Source organism: Salinivibrio sp. MA427 (assembly GCF_001996115.1).
GTDB classification, from domain to species: Bacteria; Pseudomonadota; Gammaproteobacteria; order Enterobacterales; family Vibrionaceae; genus Salinivibrio; species Salinivibrio costicola.
This window is the reverse complement of the sequence record NZ_MUFH01000003.1, coordinates 1-23,074: the sequence shown is the minus strand read 5'-3', so window position 1 is coordinate 23,074 and position 23,074 is coordinate 1. Positions and strand designations below refer to the sequence as shown.

The following is a 23,074-nucleotide window of genomic DNA, read 5'->3' as shown; positions in this document are numbered from 1 at the left end:
TTGCTGGCTACTTTCTAAACGGACTGGCTCTGTATAAGGAGCATCAGTTCCCGCTTCTCTTCGACTGATAAGCCGACGGTATTTGACTTCGCTTGCAACTTGGCTATTTGTTGTTCGACACACTGGGCGAGTATTCTATCCAGTGAATCGCAAAAAAGTTCTGACGCATTTTCATCGTCAACATGTAGGTCCCAGCCAGCCAAACGGGCTAACAAGGCTTCTTGTTTGGTTCCCCGCCAGTGCTCTAGCAACTGACCGGTAGTGATATGGGGGCGCTGTCGACAGATCTCAAGGATCGGGTTTAACAACGCTAACCCGGGTAAATCAATGGTGTCTGCCGAGGGTAACGGCGGCACTTCTTGACCAAGCATGGGGTACTGCACCAATAAGGCAATCACCTCACGCATGGGTGTACGCTTAATGTCAGGCTGACCATGGACCTTAACAGGTTGTCCTTGCCGGCTGATTAGCGTATCCAACTGGTGATCATCCATAATACCGAGCTTTTGCCCTAACGTATTACGTAAATAAAGACGTAACGTATCACCCGGCACTTTCTCAATCAGTGGCACAGCTAAGTTAGCTAGCTTGGCTTTGCCCTCTCGGCTACTGGTATCCACCTGCTTGAGCAAGGTATTAAACATAAAGGTCGATAAGCTTTGTGCCTCGCTTAAGCGCTGCTCAAAACCTTCTTTCCCTTCTTGGCGGATCATGGAGTCAGGATCATCGCCATCGGGCAAAAACATAAACTTCAGCTGCCGACCATCATGAATATAAGGCAGGGCTTGCTCCATCGCACGCCATGCCGCATCACGACCGGCACGATCACCATCGTAGCAACACAGTATAGTACTGGTTTGCCGGAACAGGGTTTGAATATGTTCACCTGTGGTAGAGGTCCCCAATGAGGCAACCGCATAGTCAACGCCAAATTGCGCCAACGCCACCACATCCATGTAGCCTTCAACCACCAAAATACGTTCGGGGTGGCGGTAAGACTGCATCACCTCATACAAACCATACAACTCACGACCTTTATGAAAGATCGGGGTTTCAGGTGAGTTAAGGTATTTAGGCGTGCCATCTCCCAATACCCGGCCACCAAAACCAATCACACGACCACGTCGATCGCGAATCGGGAACATAATGCGGCCACGAAAACGGTCATAAGTATGGCCATTGTCATTTTCAATCAGCATCCCTGCCGTTAACAGTTGCTGCTGATCGGCTTGGCTGCGCCCAAAACGTCGCTTAATCGTATCCCATTGGTCAGGAACGAACCCGACACCAAACTGTTTTACCACTTCTCCGGATAATCCGCGCTGTTTGAGATAATCGATGGCCACTTGCCCAGCATCGGTGCGTAATTCACCGCTGTAGGTACGCGCAATGGCTTCCATCATCTCGTAGATTTGGCGCTTATCATCACTTGGCATGCTGGGCCGTGCGGAACCCCCCGACGACTGCTCGCGAGGTACCTCTAAACCCAGACCACTGGCTAGCTCTTCGATCGCTTCCGGAAATTCGAGCCGTTCGAATTCCATCATAAAGTCAATCGCATTGCCGTGCACACCACATCCGAAGCAGTGATAAAACTGCTTATCCTGGCTCACACTGAATGAGGGGGTTTTCTCGTTATGGAACGGGCAACAGGCACTATAGTTTTTGCCTTTTTTCTTGAGCTTGACCCGTGCATCTATGATCTCAACGATGTCGAGACGTGAAAGCAAGTCATCAATGAATGCGCGCGGGATTCTGCCTGCCATAACCTGAAATTTATAAGGAGAGAAGCAAACAAGCCGCGCCGTCCATAATGGAAAGCACGGCTTGTTATAAAGTGAGGAACATCTAGCCTAGGTGTGCTTTGACACGCTGGCTTACTTTCCCCATATCAGCACGGCCCTGTACTTGGGGTTTTAATACCCCCATGACGTTGCCCATGTCTTGCATTGACGAGGCACCCGTTGTTTCAACGGCTGCTTTCACCAATGCGTCGACGTCGTCATCGCTCAGAGGCTGGGGTAGAAATTCTTCTATCACCGCGATCTCAGCAAGCTCTACATCGGCAAGGTCGTCACGACCGGCTGCTTGGTACTGGGCTACGGAATCACGGCGCTGCTTTACATTTTTGGTCAACACAGCCAGGATTTCATCATCGCTTAGCGACTGACGCGTATCCACTTCTTGCTGCTTGATTGCTGCCATTACCAGACGAAGCGTACCGAGGCGCGCTTTGTCTTTTTGTTTCATCGCCGTTTTTTGCGCGTCTTTTAGACGTTCAAGCAATTCCATAGCATTTTCCTGAATCTATCGTTATTAGTACATACGTACGCGGCGTTGGTTTTCGCGTGCCAACTTTTTCAGGTGACGTTTTTGAGCAGCGGCTTTAGCGCGTTTGCGAACGGTAGTTGGCTTTTCATAGTTCTCACGACGGCGAACTTCAGAAAGAATACCTGCTTTTTCACAAGAGCGCTTAAAGCGACGCAGTGCTACGTCAAATGGTTCGTTTTCACGTACTTTAACTACTGGCATGTGCCTTTCACCTCGGGGGTTGTCAGTTACTGCTGGCGAACAATTGGCCAGCCTTGATTAAAAATGGTGCGAAATTCTAATCCGAAGAAGGGGTGAATGTAAAGCGCATCTAGCGAATTACTTCTAAGCCATGTAAGATTGCGCGCACGGTCAGTCTATTCTGACCCTCTCTTCTCCGCTTCGATCATCACATTATATCATGTGGGCAATGATCTTAAATACACAATCTATCGGCTGTTAACCTGAGGTTATGATGCGCATTTTAGGCATAGAGACATCTTGTGACGAAACCGGCGTTGCGATCTACGACGATCAGGCAGGGCTTTTGTCACACCAACTTTACAGTCAGGTAAAACTGCATGCCGATTATGGCGGCGTTGTTCCCGAGCTGGCCTCACGCGATCATGTCAACAAGACCTTGCCCTTAATTAAAGCGGCCATGGCGCAAGCGAACCTTACGCCCGACCAACTCGATGGCATCGCCTATACTGCCGGCCCAGGTTTAGTGGGTGCGTTACTGGTAGGATCCACCATTGGCCGCAGTCTTGCGTATGCATGGCAAGTGCCCGCCGTGGGTGTCCACCATATGGAAGGTCATTTACTCGCGCCCATGCTTGAAGACAATCCGCCCGCTTTTCCTTTTGTCGCCTTGCTGGTGTCAGGCGGCCACACCTTATTAGTAGAGGTGAAAGGCATTGGCCAATACCGTATTTTAGGTGAATCGATTGATGATGCTGCCGGTGAGGCGTTTGATAAAACCGCGAAACTGATGAATCTCGATTACCCGGGTGGCCCATTACTGTCTAAACTCGCCGAAAAAGGCACCCATGGCCGCTTTACCTTTCCGCGTCCGATGACTGACCGCCCAGGGTTAGATTTCAGCTTTTCTGGCCTGAAGACCTTCGCGGCCAACACCATTGCCGCCAACGACACCGATGATCAAACACGAGCAGACATTGCCTATGCATTCCAAGATGCAGTCGTCGATACGCTGGCAATTAAGTGTAAACGCGCCTTAGACCAATGTGGCCTGAATCGTTTGGTGGTTGCCGGTGGAGTCAGTGCTAATCGTTATCTACGTGAAAAGCTCGATGTGCTGACCAAAAAACGTGGCGGCGATGTATTCTATCCTCGCCCTGAATTTTGCACCGATAATGGCGCGATGATCGCCTACGCGGGCATGCAACGACTTAAAAACGGTGAGCATATGGGACTCGGAGTTAAAGCTCAGCCTCGTTGGCCACTAGACACACTCGCGGCTGTTGATAGTAAACAGACAGACTCATGACATGACGCGATAACCCGTGGCGTATCAATACGTCGCACCCTAATAAGTCGCACCATCGCGAAAATAGTGCAATCATCCCCAAAAGGCAGCCATCGGCTGTCTTTTTTGATTTAGGCACGGTGGTATCTCGCTCGGTGCATCGCGCTTGTATCGCGCTCTATCGCTCTCGCCGCCACCAACGAAGTAAAACAGGCTTTTCTTCTCCATCCAATAACCGTCGGATATTGTCGTAATGGCGAAATAAAATCAGGCAAGAAAGCATGGCTACGGGCATGGTAAATTGCGGCTTAATCCACCAGGTAAACAGCGGGGCGACAATCGCGGTGACGATCGCGCTTAATGACGAATAGCCGGTTAAGACCAAGACTAGCCCCCAGGTGGCGACCAGCAATCCAGTGAGACTTAACCCGATCGGTGCCATTGCGCCGAGCGCGGTAGCAACCCCTTTCCCGCCTCGAAAATGAAAAAACACCGGATAAATATGACCAAGGCATGCAGCAATCGCGATTAGCCCCAATAAAAAAGGATTGATCCCGATTAAGTAACTAAGCCACACCGGGATCGTGCCTTTGAGCATGTCGCATAACAGCACCAGTGCCGCCGCAAACCGTCCACCGAGCCGATAAACATTGGTCGCGCCTGGATTTTTAGACCCCTGATCTCTGGGATCGGGTAAGCCAAAGGCACGACAAACCAGGACGGCACTAGAAACAGAGCCGAGTAAGTAGGCAGCGATGATGATGGCAATGGCCAGTGCAGTCATGTGAAATCCCTAGAGTTTGTGCCGCATTCGTTGCTATAGTGCGCCCACGTTCATCGATAAACCTATCATGGATCGGAACGTATCACGTATCCATCTGTCAATGGACACATCCAATGATACGAACTTTCTTACCACAGTGGTATCCGACCTGTCACGGAGTGTGAAAAAACATGGATTCCGTATTCATAGAACAACTCGACGTGTACACCACTATCGGTGTTTACGATTGGGAACAAACCATCCAGCAAAAGTTGGTGTTCGATATTGAAATGGCGCACGACAATCGCCCTGCGGCCCAACAGGATGACGTCACCCTTGCGCTTGATTATGCTAGCATCAGTGACGCCGTTATTGCCCACGTTCAAGCCAGCCGCTGCGCACTAATCGAGCGCGTCGCCGAAGAGGTTGCGAGCCTGATCCAATCTCAATTTGGCGTGCCTTGGGTGAAAATCCGCGTCGCCAAACCCGGCGCTGTGGCGCCCGCACAGTCTGTAGGCGTTGTTATAGAGCGAGGCACACGGTGACACAAGCATTAGTCAGTATCGGCTCGAACATTGAGCGCGATTTTCATATTGAAGCGGCCGTTCACGCTCTGCGTCAACTCGATCCACAGTGTCGATTTTCTCGCATTTTTGAAGCCGAGCCGGTCGGGTTTGAAGGCCCTAACTTTTATAATCTCATTGCCGAACTTCATACCGCCCAACCATTAGAGACCTTTTGGCAGGCCATCCGCGATATCGAACGGCAGCATGGCCGTCAGCGTGATGACATTAAGTATCGCGATCGTACCTTGGATATCGACTTACTCATCTTTGGTGATCACTGTCAACCCAGTGGCCCTACCCTACCCCGCAACGATATCTATAAATTTGCTTTTACCCTTTGGCCGCTCGCCGAACTGTGTCCAACACAAGCGGTGCCGGGAGATGGTCGTACCTTCGCTCAACTTTGGCAGGCATTTGACCAGCACCAACCACTATGGCCTATTGATACGCCGGCCTATTTGAAGGATCAATCATCATCATGAGCCTATTCGAAGCCTTCTTTTTAGCCTTGATTCAGGGACTGACTGAGTTTCTTCCCATTTCCAGCTCCGCGCACCTGATCCTCCCTTCCCAGTTATTTGGTTGGGCCGATCAAGGGTTAGCGTTTGATGTGGCCGTGCATGTGGGCACGTTGGCGGCAGTCATCGGCTATTTTCGCCGTGAAGTCCGGAATTTGCTCGGCGCGTTTTTCGCATCCTTAGCAGGAAAACACAGCCGCGATAGTCAATTAGCTTGGATGATCGTCTTAGCGACTATCCCAGCTTGTCTTGCCGGGCTGTTCCTAAAAGACTTGATAGAATTGTACTTACGCTCGGTATGGGTGATCGCAGCCACTACCTTGGTATTTGGCGCCCTATTGTGGTGGGCCGATCGTCACGCGCGGCTTGCCAATGACGAATACCAAACCACCCAGTCGCGGGCATGGTTGATTGGTATCGCACAAGCGCTGGCATTAATCCCAGGGACATCTCGCTCTGGCGCGACCATCACCGCCGCCTTAATGCTGGGCTACACACGCGAAGCCGCGGCACGATTCTCGTTTTTGATGTCGATTCCGATCATCACTCTGGCGGGTTCCTACCTTGGTTTGCAACTGGCAACGAGTCCTGAGCCGGTTGCGTTAGCGCCAATCGGTGTGGGCGTGTTGGTTTCGTTTGTCAGTGCATATGCCTGTATCCACGCGTTTTTGAAATTGGTCACGCGCGTGGGAATGCTCCCTTTTGTTATCTATCGTTTGGTACTCGGCGCGGTCTTAATCGCTTTTATCGCCGGATAAAACAGGCACCGCTGAGTAAAATAGGCGGCACTGCTGAGTAAAAAAAACCAAGCACGAGAGCGCTCGTGCTTGGTTTATTTTTTTGCCTCGGCTTTTTTACCTCGTCCTAATTGCAGCGCTACGTCCTGATTGCAGAGGGTCGTGGTCGAGTGGCTAAAACACCTTACTCACCAGCCACCTTCATTGAATCAATAATGATCGACCCGGTTTGAATCTGACTGCGGGTTTCAATGTCAGTGCCGATGGCGACGATATTGGCAAACATGTCATTCAAGTTACCAGCAATGGTGATCCCACTGACTGGGTACTGTATTTCGCCCTTTTCCACCCAAAAACCAGCGGCACCGCGTGAGTAATCGCCGGTGACTGGGTTAACACCTTGCCCCATCAGTTCGGTAACCAGCAATCCGGTTCCTAATGTTTTAAGCATGGCATCCGTATCTTGGCCTGTGTGGCTCACGTACCAGTTATGAATCCCGCCGGCATGACCTGTGGGTGCCATATCTAGCTTACGGGCGGCATAACTGGTCGCTAGGTAGGTTTTCAAGATCCCTTGCTCAATAATGCGTCTGTCTTGTGTGATCACCCCTTCGCTATCAAACGGCGCACTGGCGGCCCCTTTACGCACATGGGGCAATTCATTGATAGTGAGCCAATGCGGAAATATCTGCTCGTCCTTTTTGTCTAATAAGAACGAGGATTTGCGGTACAGTGCCGATCCGCTAATCGCCATGACCAAATGACCAAACAACCCCGTTGCGACACTACGATCGAACATCACGGGCACTTGGCATGTCGAGACACTGCGCGGATTCAAACGGGCAACCGCATGTTTGGCCGCTTCAACCCCGACAAATTCAGGGGTCCATAAATCGGCTTTGTCACGCGCCACTGTGTAGCTCATGTCACGCTCCATGCCGCCCTCGCTTTGCGCAATCACCGAGCAGCTTAGCGCCTGTTGACTTGACGGATAGCTCCCGAGCATACCGTGGCTATTGCCATATACTCGGATCCCATAGTGACTGTCATAGCTGGCACCATCACTGAACTTGATCCGGCTGTCATGATTCAGGGCTGCTTGCTCAGCTTCAATCGCCAATGCCGCGGCGGTATCCGGTTCGGGCTCATCCGGATAAAACAAGTCCAAATCCGGGTAGTCAAACGCCATCAAGTCTTTCGGCGCCGGACCACCAAAGGGATCGGGCGAGGTATAGCTCGCGATTTCTAACGCGGCTTCGACCGTTTTAGCTATCGCTTTTTCAGATAAATCGGTGGTGGAGGCGCTGCCTTTACGCTGATCGCGATATACGGTGATGCCGAGCGCACCATCTTGATTAAATTCAACGTTTTCGACTTCGCCCATTCGCGAGCTTACACTGATGCCGGTACTTTTGGTGATAGCGACTTCGGCTTGATCACTTCGCGCCGACGCCATATCTAGCGCACGACTTACCGCTTGGCGAAGCTGCTGCTCTTGTTCAGCGACCTGTTGTTTCACACTCATAGTTGACCTTTTTGATTCGCATTCGAGTTCGACATCGTGAGCTCAGYGAGGCTATGATAAAAAAGCCCGCGTTTGGGCGCGTTTCTTGTTAACATACGTGTCATTGCACATTCTCACTGAGGTTGAACATGGGCCGTAAAAATAAACCCGCTCCCTGGGAGGAAGAGGAAGAAATCATCTGGGTTAGCAAGTCCGAGATGAAGCGCGATATGCTTGCTTTACAATCGCTCGGCGAAGCGCTGGTTAAACTCAAACCCGCGGTATTAGAAAAATTCCCGCTTGATGACAACTTGCTCTCTGCGATTCTCGACGCACAACGTTTAAAAAACGAAGCCCGTCGACGCCAGCTCCAGTACGTGGGCAAATTGATGCGATCGCGCGATCCTGAACCGATACAAGCAGCGCTCGATAAGTTGCAGAACAAACATGCTCAACATAGCATGGCGCTACAAAAAATTGAGCAGCTACGCGATCGTATTATCGATCAGGGCGATAGTGCGATTAGTGATGCGCTCTTACAGTATCCTGATGCTGACCGTCAGCGTTTACGCCAGTTGGCACGTCAGGCTCAAAAAGAGCAACAGCAAAATAAGCCGCCCAAGGCCTATCGCGAGATCTTCCAATATCTCAAAGGCTTTTACGACCAAAGCCTATAAAACAATACGCCAGTGCCTCGCACTGGCGTAGATTGGTTAAGATTCGGTGCCACCGACGGTCATCGCATCTAATTTCAATGTCGGTTGCCCAACACCAACAGGCACGCTTTGCCCGGCTTTCCCGCAAACCCCAACGCCAGGATCAATCGCCAGATCATTGCCCACCATCGATACCTGCTGCATGGCTTCAACACCACTACCAATTAAGGTCGCGCCTTTCACCGGAGTAGTGATTTCACCCTTTTCAATCAGGTAAGCTTCTGACGTAGAGAATACAAATTTCCCCGAGGTGATATCGACCTGCCCGCCGCCAAAGTTCGGCGCATATAAGCCTCGCTCAACACTGGCAATGATCGATTCAGGGGTACTGTCTCCACCTAACATATAGGTATTGGTCATGCGTGGCATCGGCAAGTGTGCATAAGACTCGCGACGACCATTCCCGGTGGGCGCCACACCCATGAGTTTGGCATTGTGCTTATCTTGCATATAGCCTTTGAGTACGCCATTTTCGACCAATACATTGTACTGGCCTGGCACCCCTTCATCATCGATACTCAACGAGCCGCGACGATCATTCATGGTGCCGTCATCAACGATAGTACACAGAGGAGAGGTTACTTGCTCACCAAGGCTACCGGTAAATACCGATGACTCTTTGCGGTTAAAGTCCCCTTCTAACCCGTGACCGACCGCTTCATGCAGCAACACGCCCGGCCAACCTGCGCCCAACACCACGGGCATCGTCCCTGCTGGTGCCGCGTCTGCACGAAGATTGACCAGCGCGAGACGGATAGCTTCATCAGCAAATTGCAACGCGCGCGACTTACCCGCCTGCTCGTGCAAAAAGACCTCGTAACCATAGCGGCCACCGCCACCAGCACTGCCGCGCTCACGACGACCATCTTGCTCAACTAACACTGAGACCGATAAGCGCACCAAAGGACGAATGTCGGCACCATAGGTACCGTCCGTCGCTGCAATCAGCACTTGCTCATACAAGCCGTTTAAACTGGCATTCACTTCTTTGACGCGTGGCTCTTTAGCACGAATATAGCTATCGATTTCTTTTAATAAATCAATTTTCTGCTCACGCGTCAGGCTTCCCAGCGGATCAATGGGCCCATAGTAAGGGGTCGCTTGGACGGCACGAAAGGCGCTGACCTTACCGTGTCCACCCACAGGTGCAATGCCCCGCGCCGCAGTCGCACTTTGCATCAGCGCATCAATGGTAAGTTGATCAGAATACGCGAAGCCGGTTTTTTCTCCGCTAATTGCTCTGACACCAACACCACGGTCGATATTAAAGGAGCCGTCTTTAATAATGCTGTCTTCCAGCGCTAACGATTCATGCCAAGTGGATTGGAAGAAAATATCGCCATAGTCAATCTGGCGACCGCTTAAGTGCGCCAGCGTCGCATGAAGCTGCGACTCACTCACGCCCGCCGGGCGCAGTAAGGTTTCTTCGACCTGTTCCAGACTCATTCGCTTACTCTTGGTTGTGGCCGCCGAGCTGGCAGCCGAAAGAAAAAGATAACGCGCCGAGGGTGCGCTATTTCAGTTGGCTTTGCAACCGGGTATGAGACAGTACGGGCATCTTGCCCCGAATGGATTCACTGACACTAAAATCAAGCTCTGCCCACGTCACCCCGGGTTCACGCCCCAGGGATGTGACCACTTGCCCCCAGGGATCAATAATCATCGAGTGCCCCCAGGTTTGCCGCCCTTTACTGTGCTCGCCACACTGGCCTGCGGCAATAATCCAACACTGGGTTTCAATTGCCCGAGCGCGTAGCAGGGGCTCCCAATGCGCTTGACCGGTCACGCGGGTAAAAGCTGCCGGCACGGTGATGACATCGGCCCCTTGCGCGCGTAGCGCTTGGTACAAAGGCGCGAACCGTAGATCGTAACAAATGCTCAACCCTAGGCAACCGAAGGGCGTATTCACCGTCGACAGTTGGTCGCCCGCAGCAAAGTAATCTGACTCTCGATACCGGCCATGCGCATCAGCCACCTCGACATCAAACAAATGTAATTTATCGTAGCTGCCCCGAAGATGCCCGGCATTATCGAACACTAAACTGGTACTGCTCAGCAGCCCGTTGTCATTTTGGATGGGAAAAGCGCCCACCACTAACCAAAGGTCGTACTGGTGCGCCAACTTGGCAAGCTGTTGCTGTAACGGGCCATGGCCCAATCGTTCAGCATGACGTTGATAATCACGTTTCCCGCCAAACACTAACGCATTTTCTGGGGTCAGCACCAGTTTCACGCCTTGATCACTAAGTCGGTGCAAACTGGCTTGCAGTGTCTTCATGTTATGGGCGGGATCGGCACTGGATGTCATTTGGATAACACCGGCTTTCATCATGCTCACTCCTTGGCTTTTTCTGCCTGCTCGCGCAATCGTTCAGTCGCTTCGGGGGGAAGGGCTAACGCTTCTTGGTTACGCGACACTTCCCGAATATCTGGTGTGCCAATCGAACCTGTCACTTGGTAGCGTACTTGGGTAAACACATCCATCACCGGAGAAATTGCTGTCGTCACCGCGAGTACATACAGCGCGGTTTGCGGCGTAACCGCAAAGGCACTTAATACCGGGATCCCTGAGGTAATATCCGGCGTAAAACGCACATCCGCATTGACTTGGTTTTCCACTAAATTGGCAATACCTTTGATAACCATATCACCGGCAATGCCATCCATGCGGATATTATCGGTGACCAAGACGCCATTTGTGATCACGGCCCGCCCCGTGATGTCATCAAACGCCAGTCCATCGTCAAACACGCCCGAGAAATCGAGCTGAATTTTACGCAAAATAGAATCTAAGCTAAATAACCCTAACAATTTACCCGCGCCACCAACACCACTGATATAACCGTCTTGGATATCCGCACTTACCTCGCCATTGAGGCTGGATATATCAGCTTGCCAAGGTAAACCGGCATAATTCAGTGCGGCTTGGGTGGTAAAGCTTGCATCTTGGATCCCACCACTGACGCCAAATCGTCCCATGAGATCCGAAGTACTTTCGCCACCCAGTGCTAACGTCAATGCGGTTTGATGGCGCCCTTGTTTATCTATCCGCCAATGCCCATTGACCGCTGCATGGTTATTGCCGCTTTTTACCGTCAGTGACGACAGTGTTAGCTGCTGATCGTGTTTATTGACAACGGCCTCGACACGTCCCAGTCGATACCCTTCTAACCAAAGATCATCAATCGTGAGGCGTGATGGTGGAATGGCGGCCAGTAAGGCTTTGTCTGCAGCCGTGGCTTGGGGATCCACAGGCTGAAAGAGTGGTGCGTCGGTAGGTTGGGTCTGGTCGGACGGCTGTCGATTGATATGCCAGTGATCAATATCGACCGCTAAACGACCTTCTATTGGCCAGTTTGCTTGTCCGCTGAGCTCTTGACTGCCGACCAGCACATGCCATCCCTTCGCTTTTTGACGCGCGGCCACTGATAAGTCATGAAAAGCGAGCTTCCCGGCCGAGAGTTGATCGACTTTGACATTCACACGTTGCGGTATCGGTAAGCCAGGGTATTGATGTTGCCGATCCGGCCATGCTTGCCGCACGTGTTTCCACACTGCGTGCCACGCGTCTACATCCAAGCGTGCAAGTGCCAGATCAAAGCGATGACCGCGAGTGGCGAGGAGTGTGGGTTGTTTATCGCCAACTTGCCACTGACTGGACACAAATTCTGGGGTCGCACCTTGGGTATTAATTCGTGCTTGATAATTCACATTTGGCAACTGTACGCGCCCCGTTAACCCTTCACGGTTACCGCTTGCTTCTATATGCGCCTGCCCTTTTTGCCAGCGCGGTTTGTGAAGCGGCGCAGGCAGCGTTGATTGCAGTGGTGTCGTATCGACATCAATGCCGAGCTGGTAGTCAAACCCCGTATCATGAAGGGTAAGATCGAGCCCAGCCTGCCAACGTGCGCCTCCAGAAAGGTAAGGCTTGAGCGGCAGCGATAACTGGTTCAGCAATGGCACTATATCCCAATCCGCCTCGATACCTACATCCAACTGATAGCCGGCAGAGGCAGCTTCGCCCGTAAGATCTAGGTTGATAGCTTGCCCCAGCCACTGAGCACTCATCGATTGGGCCGTGATGCCATCGTCGTCAAACGACAGTGCCCCCGAGACATTGTCCAAGGCCATAGCAGGCGTTTGAATCCTGACTTGGTTACCCGCAAAGTCCACCTTGCCGCTTGCATGAGGTTGCTCACCATCAAGCGGGATCGATAAACCTAACTGCGCATTGACTAATCCGTCGACGTTGATATGAGTTAAGGCGGCACCGACCGTATCCACTAATGGGGTGGCCAGCATATAGCGGTGCACCGCGTCTCCTGTCGCCGAGAGCGAGGCCTTGAGTTCAAGGCGACTGTCTGCCTCGGTCATGTCGACAATGTTTGCCTGAACCTGACGACTGACGGCATCGTTTAAGCGAACATGATCACCCTCAATCGTCAGGCCTGCGTTGTCGAACAAGAGTGTCGCATCAAGCTCTGTCAGCGTCGGCCAGGCGGTATCAAAGCTAAATGCCCCATTGCGCAGCGGCACTTTGGCTTGAAAAATGCCATCATGCTCACGGTATGGAAAACTATCCAGGGCACCAAACCAAAGGATTTCACTACCCTCGGCTTGGCCTCCTTGAATGGCACGTGATAAATATCCGGTCAGTGATTCAGGCAGGGCGCGCGTTGGCAAATAACGCCACGTTTGTCCGGCATCGGTCACATCGGCATGGGCGTAAAGCGCAAGAAATGGCGCCCCCTGCTTGGGAATATCAAGACGAAAGGCGCCGGTTCCGTGAACATCTGCACCGGTGACCGCTGCCTTTTCGCTCCAAATCGAGACGCCTTGGCTCGTCGGTTGCCAATTGAGGGTGAGCTGACCTTGTTCAAGTGGCAAAGGCGCTTGAAAAAAGTCGCCATATGGCAGCGACTGCGCGCCAAGTTCAAGCTGTGCCTGACCACGTCCTCCCTCGCCAGATAGGGTAGCATTTAAGCCATGAAACGCCGGAAAATACCCCCAGCGTTCGGCCGACACCTCGGTCAGTGTCGCTTGATAGCGTAGCGGCGTTGTCGGTTGTTTGCTCAATGCGAGGGATTCAACCTGGCCCGCCGGTGCCAGCGCGGCCGCTATACGGTGCTGTTGTTCCGACTGACTGACCAAGCCGAGTAAAGGCTGTAATAAGGCAATATCCAGGTCGGCCGCATTGAGACGCCAACGCTCGTTCGTTCCTTGCCATGACAGCCGAGAAATCGCAGGGGCTGTGGTGGCATTTTGCTTCACCCATATTCCGTCCGTATCCACGCGCCACGCACGTTTGCCTTCTGCGGTCAGTTGGACTTGGCTATCTTTCACCGCCCAGGTTTTTGCCTCTTCCGTGCTGTCATGCCATTTGAGCGCGAGATCATCAATCGATAACAACGCATCACGGGGTTGGCCGCGTTCCACGCGCACCCAGGCTTGGGCATCTAAACGCGCCGCATCAATGGTCACTGAGGGCGTCAATGTTTGCGTGAGCCACGGCGCGAGATCCATCGCTTCACTGGCAAGATAAAAATCGCCAGTCAGGGTGTCGACGCCTTGGGTTTCAGTAAAAGCGGCTTTAACACGTACGGCTTCTAGCTGGGTGCCTTTCACCCCAATTCGCGCTTGTACCTGATGTTGTCCTGCTTGATTACGCCAAAAGAGATCCTTGATAGTTAATACTTCTGTTTCAAGCGATGGGGTCACCAGGATGACTTTGGCGTTCGGTATCGAGAATTGGCCCAAACGGGCAAGGAAGAGATCTTCAAGCCGGGCACGCACATTGGTACCCGTGTCTTTTTCTGGCAACTGACCGGTATCCAGCACCAGGCCATCGAGTGTTACATGAGAAAAAACCGGTTGCCAACGCATCAGTGTCGCGGAGACATCAAGCTGTAAATCAATATGCTGAGCCGTCAAAAGCGCCGAACCATTATCGCTCGTCGCTAGAGAGACATTTTTTAATGTCAGTGAAGGGGTCAWATTACGCCACTGCCCGGCAATGCCCTCAAGTTGCGCACTGAACCCCGTCTGCTCAGACACCCATTGCCGCAACGGCGCTTGCAAAAGCTCAACATTGGGCAATAGAAAGCGCAAACCGCCTATCAATAAGGCGGTGATGACTATCATGCTGATCACGCTGGTCATTAACCAGCTGACACTTTTTCTCACCCAAGCCATGGCTTACATCATTACTACGTCAAACTGTTCTTGTGTATACAAAGGCTCTGACTTCACTTTGACTTGCTTACTAATAAATATTTCCAATTCAGCCACAAGGTGAGAGTCTTCGCCGGCAAGGGCTTCAATGACTGCCGGCGCGGCATAGACAACAAACTTATCCGCATCATAGGTACGATTGACCCGAGTGATTTCTCGCAACACCTCATAACAGACGGTTTCCACGGTTTTGACCGAGCCACGCCCATCACACGTTGGACATCCACCACACAGCACGTGTTCGATACTTTCTCGTGTCCGCTTACGGGTCATTTCGACCAAGCCTAACTGAGTAAAGCCATTAATGTTGGTTTTTACTCTGTCTTGGCTCAATGCCTGCTCAAGCGAGTGCAGCACGCGACGGCGATGCTCATCCGTGCTCATATCGATAAAGTCGATAATGATGATCCCGCCCAGATTTCTCATCCGAAGCTGACGTGCAATAGCGCGAGTGGCTTCAATGTTGGTATTAAAAATGGTTTCATCGAGGTTGCGGCGTCCAACAAAGGCGCCGGTATTAATGTCGATGGTGGTCATCGCTTCCGTTTGGTCGATGATCAGGTAGCCGCCCGATTTTAGCTGTACTTTACGCTCTAACGATCGTTGAATTTCGTTTTCCGTGTCATACATATCAAAGATGGGCGCTTGTCCGTCGTAATACGCCAACTTATCGGCTAATTCAGGCACAAATTCGGCGGTAAACTCTTGTAGCTTTTCATAGGCCTGTTTGGAATCGACCCGAATCAAGTCTAACTCAGTGCCAACAAAGTCACGGACAATGCGCTGCGCCAACGCAAGCTCGCCATACAGCATGGACTTGGTTTTATATCGGGCGCGTCGCTCTAATACCTTGTTCCATAATCGCTTTAAAAAGGCGGCATCTTGCGCCATTTCATTATCTGTTGCGCCCTCAGCGGCCGTGCGAATAATAAAGCCACCCAGCTCGTCACAATACTCACTGACGATGCTTTTTAGGCGTTTGCGCTCATATTCGCTCTCGATCCGTTGCGATACGCCCACATGGGCAGCGCCAGGCATGAAAACCAGATAGCGCGAGGGCAAGGTAATGTCAGTGGTTAAACGCGCGCCTTTTGTGCCTAGCGGATCTTTCACCACCTGCACCACAATATCTTGCCCTTGACGGACAAGTTCGGAGATATCGCGAACTTGAAATTGCTGTTTCTCGTTTTCTGATACGCATTCGGTATGAGGAACAATATCAGAGGCGTGTAAAAACGCGGCCTTCTCTAAGCCAATATCGACAAAGGCTGCCTGCATTCCAGGCAAAACACGACTGACCTTACCTTTGTAGATATTGCCTACAATTCCGCGTTTCGCTTCACGTTCTATGTGAATTTCTTGGAGGTTGCCCCCCTCTACCATCGCCACCCTCGTTTCACTGGGTGTGACGTTTATTAACAGTTCCGCACTCATGGTTTCCCCGATGTCTCAAAAGTGGGGCCTAGCGCCACTCGTTGGTGCGCTCAGACCGAAAATTGTTTGAGCAGTTGCTCGGTTTCATACAGTGGCAAACCAACGACGGCGTGATAGCTTCCATCGATACGGATCACAAACTTACCGCCCAATCCTTGAATCGCGTATGCACCGGCTTTATCCGCGGGTTCCCCCGACTGCCAATAAGCATCAATCATCTTATCCGTCAGTGAACAAAACCAGACTTTGGTGGTGACAACGGTGGTGACTTGCTTGATGGCATTTGCCACTGTCACGGCCGTCATCACTTGATGCTCTCGCCCAGACAGCTGTTTAAGCATCCGGGTTGCATCGGCTTGATCTATCGGCTTTTCCAGTACTTGGTCACCATCAACCACAATGGTATCCGCGCCAAGTACCGGGATGTGCCCACCCGTTTGTATCACGCCGGCTCGCGCTTTATCTTGCGACAAGCGTGAGACATAGGCATAGGGCGATTCGCTCGCGTTTTGTTTTTCCTCTACATCGATGACGACACGGGAAAAGTTGACGCCCATTTCGGTGAGCAGTTCATGGCGTCGAGGCGATCCCGAGGCCAGGTATAAATCACAATGCATAGTCCCTCGCTAACGAATGGCAAACCGACGGCGTAACCGGCGCAATAGTAAGAACACCCAGGGCCACAGTATGAAGTTAAGCACACCCGCCCAAAGCTGTTCAGGGTTAAACTGTACGTTAGAGACTAAATACTCCGCCCAGAACTCGATCAATTTTCCAGCCAAGGTCAGTAAAGACAGTAAAAGCGCTTGGTGCCAATAGGACATATTGCGCAGTAATTGAAAATTAAGCGCGACAATATATATCAAAATGGCCATGGTCATCCCTCGAACGCCCAAGGTGGAGCCCAACATCAGATCCCATAACAACCCGACCACTAACGCTGTCCCGACATTCACTCGATGTGGCAACGCCAGAACCCAGTAAAATGCGACGAGCAAGACCCAAGAAGGACGAAAAGGCGCCAGTTCACCGGGCCACGGAGCGGCCTGCAAAATCAACGCAACCATGAAGGAGAGCCAAATAACCAATTGGCCACGAAATGTCACATTTGCCATTATGGTGATTCTCCCTCGCTACCTGACGACGGCGCAGAGTCAGATGGCGGGTTTTCTTGCTCAGATGACGATTGACTCATAGGCCGATCGGAGGGCGCATTATCGGCTTTTTCTGGGGTTGGCCAGACTAAAAGAAGATAACGTAACCGATCGAATTTTACTGCGGTTGTCGCGGTGACTTGCGCAAAGGGACGTTTATTATCAAACGAGAATTCTGTCACCGTGCCCACTGGATAGCCTTCAGGAAAGACGCCGCCAAGCCCGGATGTCACTAATTTATCGCCCACTTTAATATCCGTGCTACTCGGAATATTATCCAAACCGATATAGGCGGTGGTCCCACGGCCAGACGCTATCACGCGAATATCATTGCGCATCACTTGAACTGGCACCGCATGAGTAGGATCAGTGAGTAACAAGACACGGCTATTATGCGCACCGACATAAGCAACCTGTCCTACGACCCCGTGTTCATTGATCACTGGCTGCCCTTCATACACACCATTGGTGCGTCCTTTATCGAGCATCACTTGGTGTTTATAGGGATCAGAATCGACCGCCATCACTTCGGCGACCATTTTTCGTTCATCACGAATAAACGACGATCCGAGTAGCTCACGTAAGCGTTGATTTTCGCGCTCTGTCTGTGCCAATAGAAGCTGATCACTTTCGAGCTGCAACACTTGTTTGCGTAAGGCGCGATTTTCAGCCACTACACGTTGATGAGCGCGAAACTGCATCACTAATTCATCAAGGGTGTCACGAGGCACATTCGATGCATACTGAAGCGGTGCAACCAAGGTGTTGAGGAAATAGCGGACCCCGGCAAAAGCATCAAGACGACTATCAGCCAGCATAAGGCTGACTGATAGTAGAAGCGCGAAAAACAGGCGTAATTGCAGAGACGGTCCTCTGCCAAACATAGGTTTCATAATGAAAACAACCTGTTTGTTGGCACAGTCACGTTAATCTTCGCTAAAAAGATCGCCGCCATGCATATCGATCATCTCAAGCGCTTTACCCCCACCACGTGCAACACAGGTCAGTGGATCTTCCGCCACAACCACCGGAATCCCCGTTTCTTCGGTCAGTAAACGATCGAGATCGCGCAGGAGAGCGCCGCCGCCGGTAATCACCATGCCGCGCTCGGAGATATCGGACGCAAGCTCTGGTGGGCACTGCTCTAACGCCACCATCACTGCCGAAACGATACCGCTCAGCGGCTCTTGTAGCGCTTCCAAGATTTCGTTGGAGTTAAGCGTAAAGCTACGTGGCACACCTTCAGCAAGGTTACGACCGCGAACTTCAATTTCGCGCACTTCATCGCCCGGATAGGCTGAACCAATCTCGTGCTTAATGCGCTCTGCCGTCGCTTCACCAATCAAGCTGCCATAGTTACGGCGAACATAATTGATAATGGACTCGTCAAAACGGTCACCACCAATACGCACTGATGAGGAATAAACCACACCATTAAGCGAGATGACCGCCACTTCGGTGGTACCACCACCGATATCAATCACCATCGAACCGGTCGCCTCGGAAACCGGCAGGCCAGCGCCAATCGCCGCGGCCATCGGTTCGTCAATCAGATAAACTTCACGCGCACCCGCGCCCACGGCTGATTCGCGAATGGCACGGCGTTCAACTTGGGTAGAACCACAAGGCACCGCCACTAGCACTCGTGGGCTCGGACGCATGTAGCTATGATCATGCACAGACTTAATAAAGTGCTGTAACATTTTTTCGGTGACATAAAAGTCAGCAATGACGCCGTCTTTCATCGGGCGGATCGCGGCAATATTACCTGGCGTTCTACCCAGCATTTGCTTCGCATCATGACCCACAGCAGCCACACTCTTAGCAGAACCCGCGCGGTCTTGACGAATAGCGACAACAGACGGCTCATCCAGAACAATGCCCTGTTCTTTTACATAAATCAGTGTATTGGCGGTTCCCAAATCAATCGATAGATCGTTGGAAAACATCCCGCGAAGTTTCTTAAACATGATGGTCAGTTAATCCTGCAAGCTGTGAAATCAGACAAATTGAGCTAAATGTATCAACGCGCACGGTAAGCAGCAAGATACGGTGCTTTAAACCTGAATGAGATCTGTGTTTTTTTTCAATGCGCTGTCATTTTGATGATTTTTCCATCAAAAACGCATCATTCCCTTTGTTTTTCTGCCGCGGGTGACTGGCATGATTCACCGATCACCAACGTCGTGGACGCTTGTTGTGAAGCCGTTGCCTCCTGATACATCAAATAACACGCGGGCGCTGGCTGCTCATGGAACAACCAAATAAAGTCAACGCGGTTTTGTTCAGGGTATCGTCGTATCTGCCAACGTGTGGTGTCCTGCAGCGCGCTCACTAACTTAGGCAGCGCACTGATTTGGGGATAGCCATATGTTACGCCTATGTCGATACCGTCGACGGTCAGTGATTGAGCAGGCTGATCGGTGATTTTCTCAGCTTTCGCCAAGGAATACGTCCGTGTCGAGGCACTATCAATACCACTTTTTAACCCTTTCAGCGCTGACACATTCGCATCGGCTTCATAATCATAGAACTTAGGTACCGCAATGACGACAAGAACTGACAAAATACTGACTAATAATACGGCTTCTAACCATCCACGTCCCTGTTGAAGTGCTTTTTTTTCCCTAAGCGTCATCGTTTCCCCCAACGGCGCCGCTTTTTCTGGGCAGGATGCGGTGACATTTCGGCACCCAGCAAACGCCCTTGCCCACCTGCCACACCAAGATCTTTCACCACGGACCACTCCTCATTCGTTTCCACACCGACGGCAAGCACCTCCGTGCTGGTTGCTTCACAAGCGCCCAACACACTGCGCAAATACAGCTGGTTTTCAGGGCGTTGGTGAATATTGCGGACCAGGCTACGATGCAGCTTGATATAAGCCGGTTGAATATCTTTTACGTAGTGAGTGCTCACTATCGTTCTGCCTGCTTGGTCAACGACAAGTCGGCACCCTAACGCGGCAATCATTCGTAAGCAAGGTCGCGCGGCATCAAAGTGCGAGACTAAAGCGCCCTCCGAGACTTCCACCAGCAGTCGATTTAATGTACTGCGTGGAGTTTGTAGCAAGGCATCACGCAGCCAAATCACAAATTCGCGCTGACATAGTGAGTATGCACTAACATTCACTGCATAGTTATCAATATAATCACGCGTTTTTAGCCACCATAACGCACGTCCTACGGTAGCCTTGTCGAAAGTAACATCCATGCCGACCCACTCGACCCCGGGCCAAAAGCGCGATGCTTTTAACACTTTACCTTTTTCGTCTTTAATTCGGCCCAAAAGTTCATAATGGAGACGGGTTTTGCCATCTCGTGCAAACACGGGTTGGCGGTAGAGCATGGGGCCTTCACCCGCCATTACCGACTCGAGTAAGGTTCGCCAACGTACACTGCCGCGTTTATCCAAACGGCTGAGTTGTTTATCAAACTGTGACCAGCCATTTTGTCCTGTTAGCTCCGCCGCTTTTAGCGCTCGCTCAGCTTCATCCATTAATCGGCCACGCCGCTCCCCCGCGCCAAAAGAAGTCATGCCCAAATGAAACCAGTTATCTTTATCCAACGCCTCTGACGGCGTCAGTTTATCTAAAGCGTTGGTGATTTGCGCCAAGAAAGGGTGCACTTCATCCCCTGCCTGGTTGACCAATAGGATGGCAAAATCAGACGCAAAGTAACGCGCAAGCACGGCATCGGGAAAACGCTGAGTCGCATTAGAGAGCACGTTACCGATAGCTTGAATCAAGTGATCCGCGGCCTCTTGACCATGTTGCGCGACCAACTCATCCCAGTCGGCGACACGGACTAAAATAACACTGCCTTGACTCGCATCATCGGTCGCCAGTGTATGCAGCCGGTTATCAAACATCACGCGGTTCGCGGCTCCCGTCAGCTGATCGAGAAAGGTATTAGTGCGGATAAAGGTGTCAAAACGACTCCGCTCTTGCCGAGCCTCTTTAAGCTCCTCAATGAGCTGACTCAACGCAGCACTCGCGGGAATAGGCCATTCTCGAGGGTCGCCTTGCTGTGCCTCATCCAGGCGGCCCGCCAAAACTAATCGGCCACGCTGTTCCAATACTTCACTGCCATACAGTTGCCGCCGCAACCATCCGATCCCCCACGCTAAACCAAAGACAATCACCAAAATCGCCGCCGACAACGAAAAGAGGGGGCCAATCGAATACGCAAACTCGGCATAAGGCGGGACAAATGTGAGTTTCACGGCATAACCAGGATGACTGTCGAGCGGAATATCTCGCGTGATAACTTGTTGTGTGGCGATCGTTTGATATTGGATTTGTTCGTATTGATACAAGATCCCGGTTTCTGAATAGATGGTCAAAGAGGTCACGTCACTGGCTTTGAGCATTTTGGGCAACCAGCGTGAAAAATACTGATTGTCTCGTTGCTCGCTCGCCATCTCTTGATCAATCACCTCGACCATGCCATCGACGTAATGCGAGATAAAGTCGATCCCCAGCTGGCGAAAACTGATAGCGCCACCAATAAATAAGACGAAAATGGCGCACACCACGATTAAGGTGACAAATGCAACGAGTCGGTTGGTCAGCTTCATTCCGCTGACTTTAATCGCATTAGCTGTTCTATCCATGATTCTCTGCTGACTGAGGTCGCCTTTTGGGGCTCGTAGCCGCTATTATCAGGCTTAGTGATCATAATGTGAATGCCTAGCCACCATCCGTGGCTACCTTTTCTTCCCCAAGAGGACTCATGGACTGGATTACCTGTACCAAAAGCTTTATTTGTGTGGTCGATCAGGGCTCGTTAGCACAAGCTGCCACGCAACTACATACCTCAAGCTCAGCCTTATCCAAACGCCTGAGTTGGCTTGAGCGCCAGCTTGGCGTGCAACTGTTAAAACGCACCACCCGAAGCTTGTCGATGACCGATGCCGGTGATCTTTTTTATCACCGAGCAAAAACCTGGGTCGACGATTGGCAACAATTAGTCAGTGAAACCACGTCTACCTTTGGGGAAGTCAGCGGCATATTACGTATTGGTGCGCCATTGGTGACAGGGAACCGTTTTCTGGTCAACTTTATTGCTGAGTTTCTTGAGATTTATCCGAAAATCAAGGTTGAGCTCACCACCTTGACCCCAGGACAGCTCCCTGATCTTAATCTTGATGTGGTGATCAGCCGCGAGCTCGAGTACTTCAACTCTGCCAGCTATATTGCGGCAAAGCTGTTTGATTTTCAGCCTGGCTTTTTTGCCTCACCCACCTATCTTGCTCGGCACGCGCCGATTACCCACCCTGACCAACTAAGCCAACATAATATTTTGCTCTATGGTCACTCCCATCAGCCTCAAGAGCGGGTCTTCGAAGATGGCACACGTTTGCAGTTGTCGGGAAACTTTGTCTCGCCTAACCCTGAAGCCTTAGTGAGCGCAGCGGTCATTGGCATGGGCATTATTTTAGGAGGGGCTGGGACCGTGCAAAAAGAAATTGATCAGGGCTTATTAGTTCCCGTATTGCCTGCACTCAAGCAGCCACGCTCATCGGCTTATGCGTATTACCCCAAGTTGGAATACAACCACACGAAGACCAAGCTATTTATCGATTTTATTAAACAAAAAGTTAAACAGTTGTACATTTAGCACGCGCCACCCTTTTATGGGAGGCTAGGTT

The 23,074-nt window shown here is 51.4% G+C and carries 21 protein-coding genes; 6 read left to right on the top strand and 15 right to left on the bottom strand.

Annotated features, from left to right (window positions below; all coding sequences use genetic code 11):
- Positions 1 to 14: 14 nt before the first annotated feature.
- The 3 genes from dnaG to rpsU all read right to left on the bottom strand — a co-directional run bounded on the left by dnaG (position 15) and on the right by rpsU (position 2,532).
- Positions 15 to 1,766: a DNA primase gene (gene dnaG, locus BZG79_RS00650; protein ID WP_021022683.1), complete on the bottom strand. Its 1,752-nt coding sequence runs from the start codon at positions 1,764 to 1,766 to the stop codon at positions 15 to 17.
- A gap of 82 nt (positions 1,767 to 1,848) precedes the next feature.
- Positions 1,849 to 2,292, bottom strand: a complete 444-nt coding sequence (locus BZG79_RS00645; RefSeq protein WP_021022684.1) for a GatB/YqeY domain-containing protein — start codon at positions 2,290 to 2,292, stop codon at positions 1,849 to 1,851.
- A gap of 24 nt (positions 2,293 to 2,316) precedes the next feature.
- A complete protein-coding gene (gene rpsU / locus BZG79_RS00640; RefSeq protein WP_021022685.1) occupies positions 2,317 to 2,532 on the bottom strand; it encodes a 30S ribosomal protein S21 in 216 nt (71 codons plus the stop codon).
- Between the two features lie 253 nt (positions 2,533 to 2,785).
- On the opposite strand from rpsU, the gene tsaD reads away from it, so the two are divergent.
- Positions 2,786 to 3,820: a tRNA (adenosine(37)-N6)-threonylcarbamoyltransferase complex transferase subunit TsaD gene (gene tsaD, locus BZG79_RS00635; RefSeq protein ID WP_077773530.1), complete on the top strand. Its 1,035-nt coding sequence runs from the start codon at positions 2,786 to 2,788 to the stop codon at positions 3,818 to 3,820.
- Between the two features lie 157 nt (positions 3,821 to 3,977).
- On the opposite strand, the gene plsY is transcribed toward tsaD, so the two are convergent.
- The gene (plsY, locus tag BZG79_RS00630; RefSeq protein ID WP_021022687.1) at positions 3,978 to 4,583 is read right to left on the bottom strand and encodes a glycerol-3-phosphate 1-O-acyltransferase PlsY; all 606 of its coding nucleotides are present in this window, start codon (positions 4,581 to 4,583) and stop codon (positions 3,978 to 3,980) included.
- Between the two features lie 170 nt (positions 4,584 to 4,753).
- Between plsY and folB the strand changes: the two genes are divergently transcribed.
- From folB to BZG79_RS00615, 3 genes are read left to right on the top strand one after another with little or no spacing between them, the layout of a single operon-like run.
- A complete protein-coding gene (gene folB / locus BZG79_RS00625) occupies positions 4,754 to 5,107 on the top strand; it encodes a dihydroneopterin aldolase (RefSeq protein ID WP_077773529.1) in 354 nt (117 codons plus the stop codon).
- Complete coding sequence (gene folK, locus BZG79_RS00620; RefSeq protein ID WP_021022689.1) at positions 5,104 to 5,610, top strand: 2-amino-4-hydroxy-6-hydroxymethyldihydropteridine diphosphokinase; 507 nt, start codon at positions 5,104 to 5,106, stop codon at positions 5,608 to 5,610. The genes folB and folK overlap by 4 nt, the downstream gene beginning before the upstream one ends.
- On the top strand, positions 5,607 to 6,404 hold the full coding sequence (locus tag BZG79_RS00615) for an undecaprenyl-diphosphate phosphatase (protein WP_021022690.1): 798 nt from the start codon (positions 5,607 to 5,609) through the stop codon (positions 6,402 to 6,404). The genes folK and BZG79_RS00615 overlap by 4 nt, the downstream gene beginning before the upstream one ends.
- 163 nt (positions 6,405 to 6,567) lie before the next feature.
- Here BZG79_RS00615 and pmbA read toward each other — a convergent pair whose 3' ends face one another.
- Positions 6,568 to 7,908: a metalloprotease PmbA gene (gene pmbA, locus BZG79_RS00610; protein ID WP_077773528.1), complete on the bottom strand. Its 1,341-nt coding sequence runs from the start codon at positions 7,906 to 7,908 to the stop codon at positions 6,568 to 6,570.
- A 128-nt stretch (positions 7,909 to 8,036) separates the two neighbouring features.
- Between pmbA and yjgA the strand changes: the two genes are divergently transcribed.
- Positions 8,037 to 8,564 (top strand): ribosome biogenesis factor YjgA, encoded by a 528-nt coding sequence (gene yjgA / locus BZG79_RS00605; protein ID WP_021022692.1) that lies wholly within the window; start codon positions 8,037 to 8,039, stop codon positions 8,562 to 8,564.
- Between the two features lie 36 nt (positions 8,565 to 8,600).
- On the opposite strand, the gene tldD is transcribed toward yjgA, so the two are convergent.
- The 10 genes from tldD to csrD form a co-directional block, all read right to left on the bottom strand.
- Entirely contained in the window at positions 8,601 to 10,049 is a 1,449-nt protein-coding gene (gene tldD / locus BZG79_RS00600; RefSeq protein ID WP_021022693.1) for a metalloprotease TldD, read from the bottom strand.
- 67 nt (positions 10,050 to 10,116) lie between these two features.
- Positions 10,117 to 10,935: a carbon-nitrogen hydrolase family protein gene (locus tag BZG79_RS00595; protein WP_021022694.1), complete on the bottom strand. Its 819-nt coding sequence runs from the start codon at positions 10,933 to 10,935 to the stop codon at positions 10,117 to 10,119.
- A 2-nt stretch (positions 10,936 to 10,937) separates the two neighbouring features.
- A complete protein-coding gene (locus tag BZG79_RS00590) occupies positions 10,938 to 14,795 on the bottom strand; it encodes a YhdP family protein (RefSeq protein WP_077773527.1) in 3,858 nt (1,285 codons plus the stop codon).
- 3 nt (positions 14,796 to 14,798) lie between these two features.
- Positions 14,799 to 16,268 carry a ribonuclease G gene (gene rng / locus BZG79_RS00585; RefSeq protein WP_077773526.1) on the bottom strand — a complete coding sequence of 490 codons (1,470 nt, stop codon included), beginning with the start codon at positions 16,266 to 16,268 and terminating at the stop codon, positions 14,799 to 14,801.
- Between the two features lie 50 nt (positions 16,269 to 16,318).
- Positions 16,319 to 16,885 (bottom strand): Maf family protein, encoded by a 567-nt coding sequence (locus BZG79_RS00580; RefSeq protein ID WP_077773525.1) that lies wholly within the window; start codon positions 16,883 to 16,885, stop codon positions 16,319 to 16,321.
- 9 nt (positions 16,886 to 16,894) lie between these two features.
- Complete coding sequence (gene mreD / locus BZG79_RS00575) at positions 16,895 to 17,383, bottom strand: rod shape-determining protein MreD (RefSeq protein WP_021022698.1); 489 nt, start codon at positions 17,381 to 17,383, stop codon at positions 16,895 to 16,897.
- Positions 17,383 to 18,315: a rod shape-determining protein MreC gene (mreC, locus tag BZG79_RS00570; protein WP_021022699.1), complete on the bottom strand. Its 933-nt coding sequence runs from the start codon at positions 18,313 to 18,315 to the stop codon at positions 17,383 to 17,385. The genes mreD and mreC overlap by 1 nt, the downstream gene beginning before the upstream one ends.
- 33 nt (positions 18,316 to 18,348) lie before the next feature.
- Complete coding sequence (locus BZG79_RS00565) at positions 18,349 to 19,392, bottom strand: rod shape-determining protein (protein ID WP_077459908.1); 1,044 nt, start codon at positions 19,390 to 19,392, stop codon at positions 18,349 to 18,351.
- Positions 19,393 to 19,550: 158 nt separating this feature from the next.
- Positions 19,551 to 20,060, bottom strand: a complete 510-nt coding sequence (locus BZG79_RS00560) for a hypothetical protein (RefSeq protein ID WP_021022701.1) — start codon at positions 20,058 to 20,060, stop codon at positions 19,551 to 19,553.
- On the bottom strand, positions 20,057 to 22,036 hold the full coding sequence (csrD, locus tag BZG79_RS00555) for an RNase E specificity factor CsrD (RefSeq protein ID WP_077773524.1): 1,980 nt from the start codon (positions 22,034 to 22,036) through the stop codon (positions 20,057 to 20,059). Before csrD ends, BZG79_RS00560 begins: the two co-directional genes overlap by 4 nt.
- Positions 22,037 to 22,155: 119 nt before the next feature.
- Between csrD and BZG79_RS00550 the strand changes: the two genes are divergently transcribed.
- Complete coding sequence (locus BZG79_RS00550) at positions 22,156 to 23,043, top strand: LysR family transcriptional regulator (RefSeq protein WP_077459909.1); 888 nt, start codon at positions 22,156 to 22,158, stop codon at positions 23,041 to 23,043.
- Positions 23,044 to 23,074 lie beyond the last annotated feature (31 nt).

Bases quoted from the DNA above. Each gene is read 5' to 3' on its own strand.
- dnaG (WP_021022683.1), bottom strand. From the start codon at position 1,766: ATGGCAGGCAGAATCCCGCGCGCATTCATTGATGACTTGCTTTCACGT.
- BZG79_RS00645 (WP_021022684.1), bottom strand. From the start codon at position 2,292: ATGGAATTGCTTGAACGTCTAAAAGACGCGCAAAAAACGGCGATGAAA.
- rpsU (WP_021022685.1), bottom strand. From the start codon at position 2,532: ATGCCAGTAGTTAAAGTACGTGAAAACGAACCATTTGACGTAGCACTG.
- tsaD (WP_077773530.1), top strand. From the start codon at position 2,786: ATGCGCATTTTAGGCATAGAGACATCTTGTGACGAAACCGGCGTTGCG.
- plsY (WP_021022687.1), bottom strand. From the start codon at position 4,583: ATGACTGCACTGGCCATTGCCATCATCATCGCTGCCTACTTACTCGGC.
- folB (WP_077773529.1), top strand. From the start codon at position 4,754: ATGGATTCCGTATTCATAGAACAACTCGACGTGTACACCACTATCGGT.
- BZG79_RS00615 (WP_021022690.1), top strand. From the start codon at position 5,607: ATGAGCCTATTCGAAGCCTTCTTTTTAGCCTTGATTCAGGGACTGACT.
- pmbA (WP_077773528.1), bottom strand. From the start codon at position 7,908: ATGAGTGTGAAACAACAGGTCGCTGAACAAGAGCAGCAGCTTCGCCAA.
- yjgA (WP_021022692.1), top strand. From the start codon at position 8,037: ATGGGCCGTAAAAATAAACCCGCTCCCTGGGAGGAAGAGGAAGAAATC.
- tldD (WP_021022693.1), bottom strand. From the start codon at position 10,049: ATGAGTCTGGAACAGGTCGAAGAAACCTTACTGCGCCCGGCGGGCGTG.
- BZG79_RS00595 (WP_021022694.1), bottom strand. From the start codon at position 10,935: ATGATGAAAGCCGGTGTTATCCAAATGACATCCAGTGCCGATCCCGCC.
- rng (WP_077773526.1), bottom strand. From the start codon at position 16,268: ATGAGTGCGGAACTGTTAATAAACGTCACACCCAGTGAAACGAGGGTG.
- BZG79_RS00580 (WP_077773525.1), bottom strand. From the start codon at position 16,885: ATGCATTGTGATTTATACCTGGCCTCGGGATCGCCTCGACGCCATGAA.
- mreD (WP_021022698.1), bottom strand. From the start codon at position 17,383: ATGGCAAATGTGACATTTCGTGGCCAATTGGTTATTTGGCTCTCCTTC.
- mreC (WP_021022699.1), bottom strand. From the start codon at position 18,315: ATGAAACCTATGTTTGGCAGAGGACCGTCTCTGCAATTACGCCTGTTT.
- BZG79_RS00565 (WP_077459908.1), bottom strand. From the start codon at position 19,392: ATGTTTAAGAAACTTCGCGGGATGTTTTCCAACGATCTATCGATTGAT.
- BZG79_RS00560 (WP_021022701.1), bottom strand. From the start codon at position 20,060: ATGACGCTTAGGGAAAAAAAAGCACTTCAACAGGGACGTGGATGGTTA.
- csrD (WP_077773524.1), bottom strand. From the start codon at position 22,036: ATGGATAGAACAGCTAATGCGATTAAAGTCAGCGGAATGAAGCTGACC.
- BZG79_RS00550 (WP_077459909.1), top strand. From the start codon at position 22,156: ATGGACTGGATTACCTGTACCAAAAGCTTTATTTGTGTGGTCGATCAG.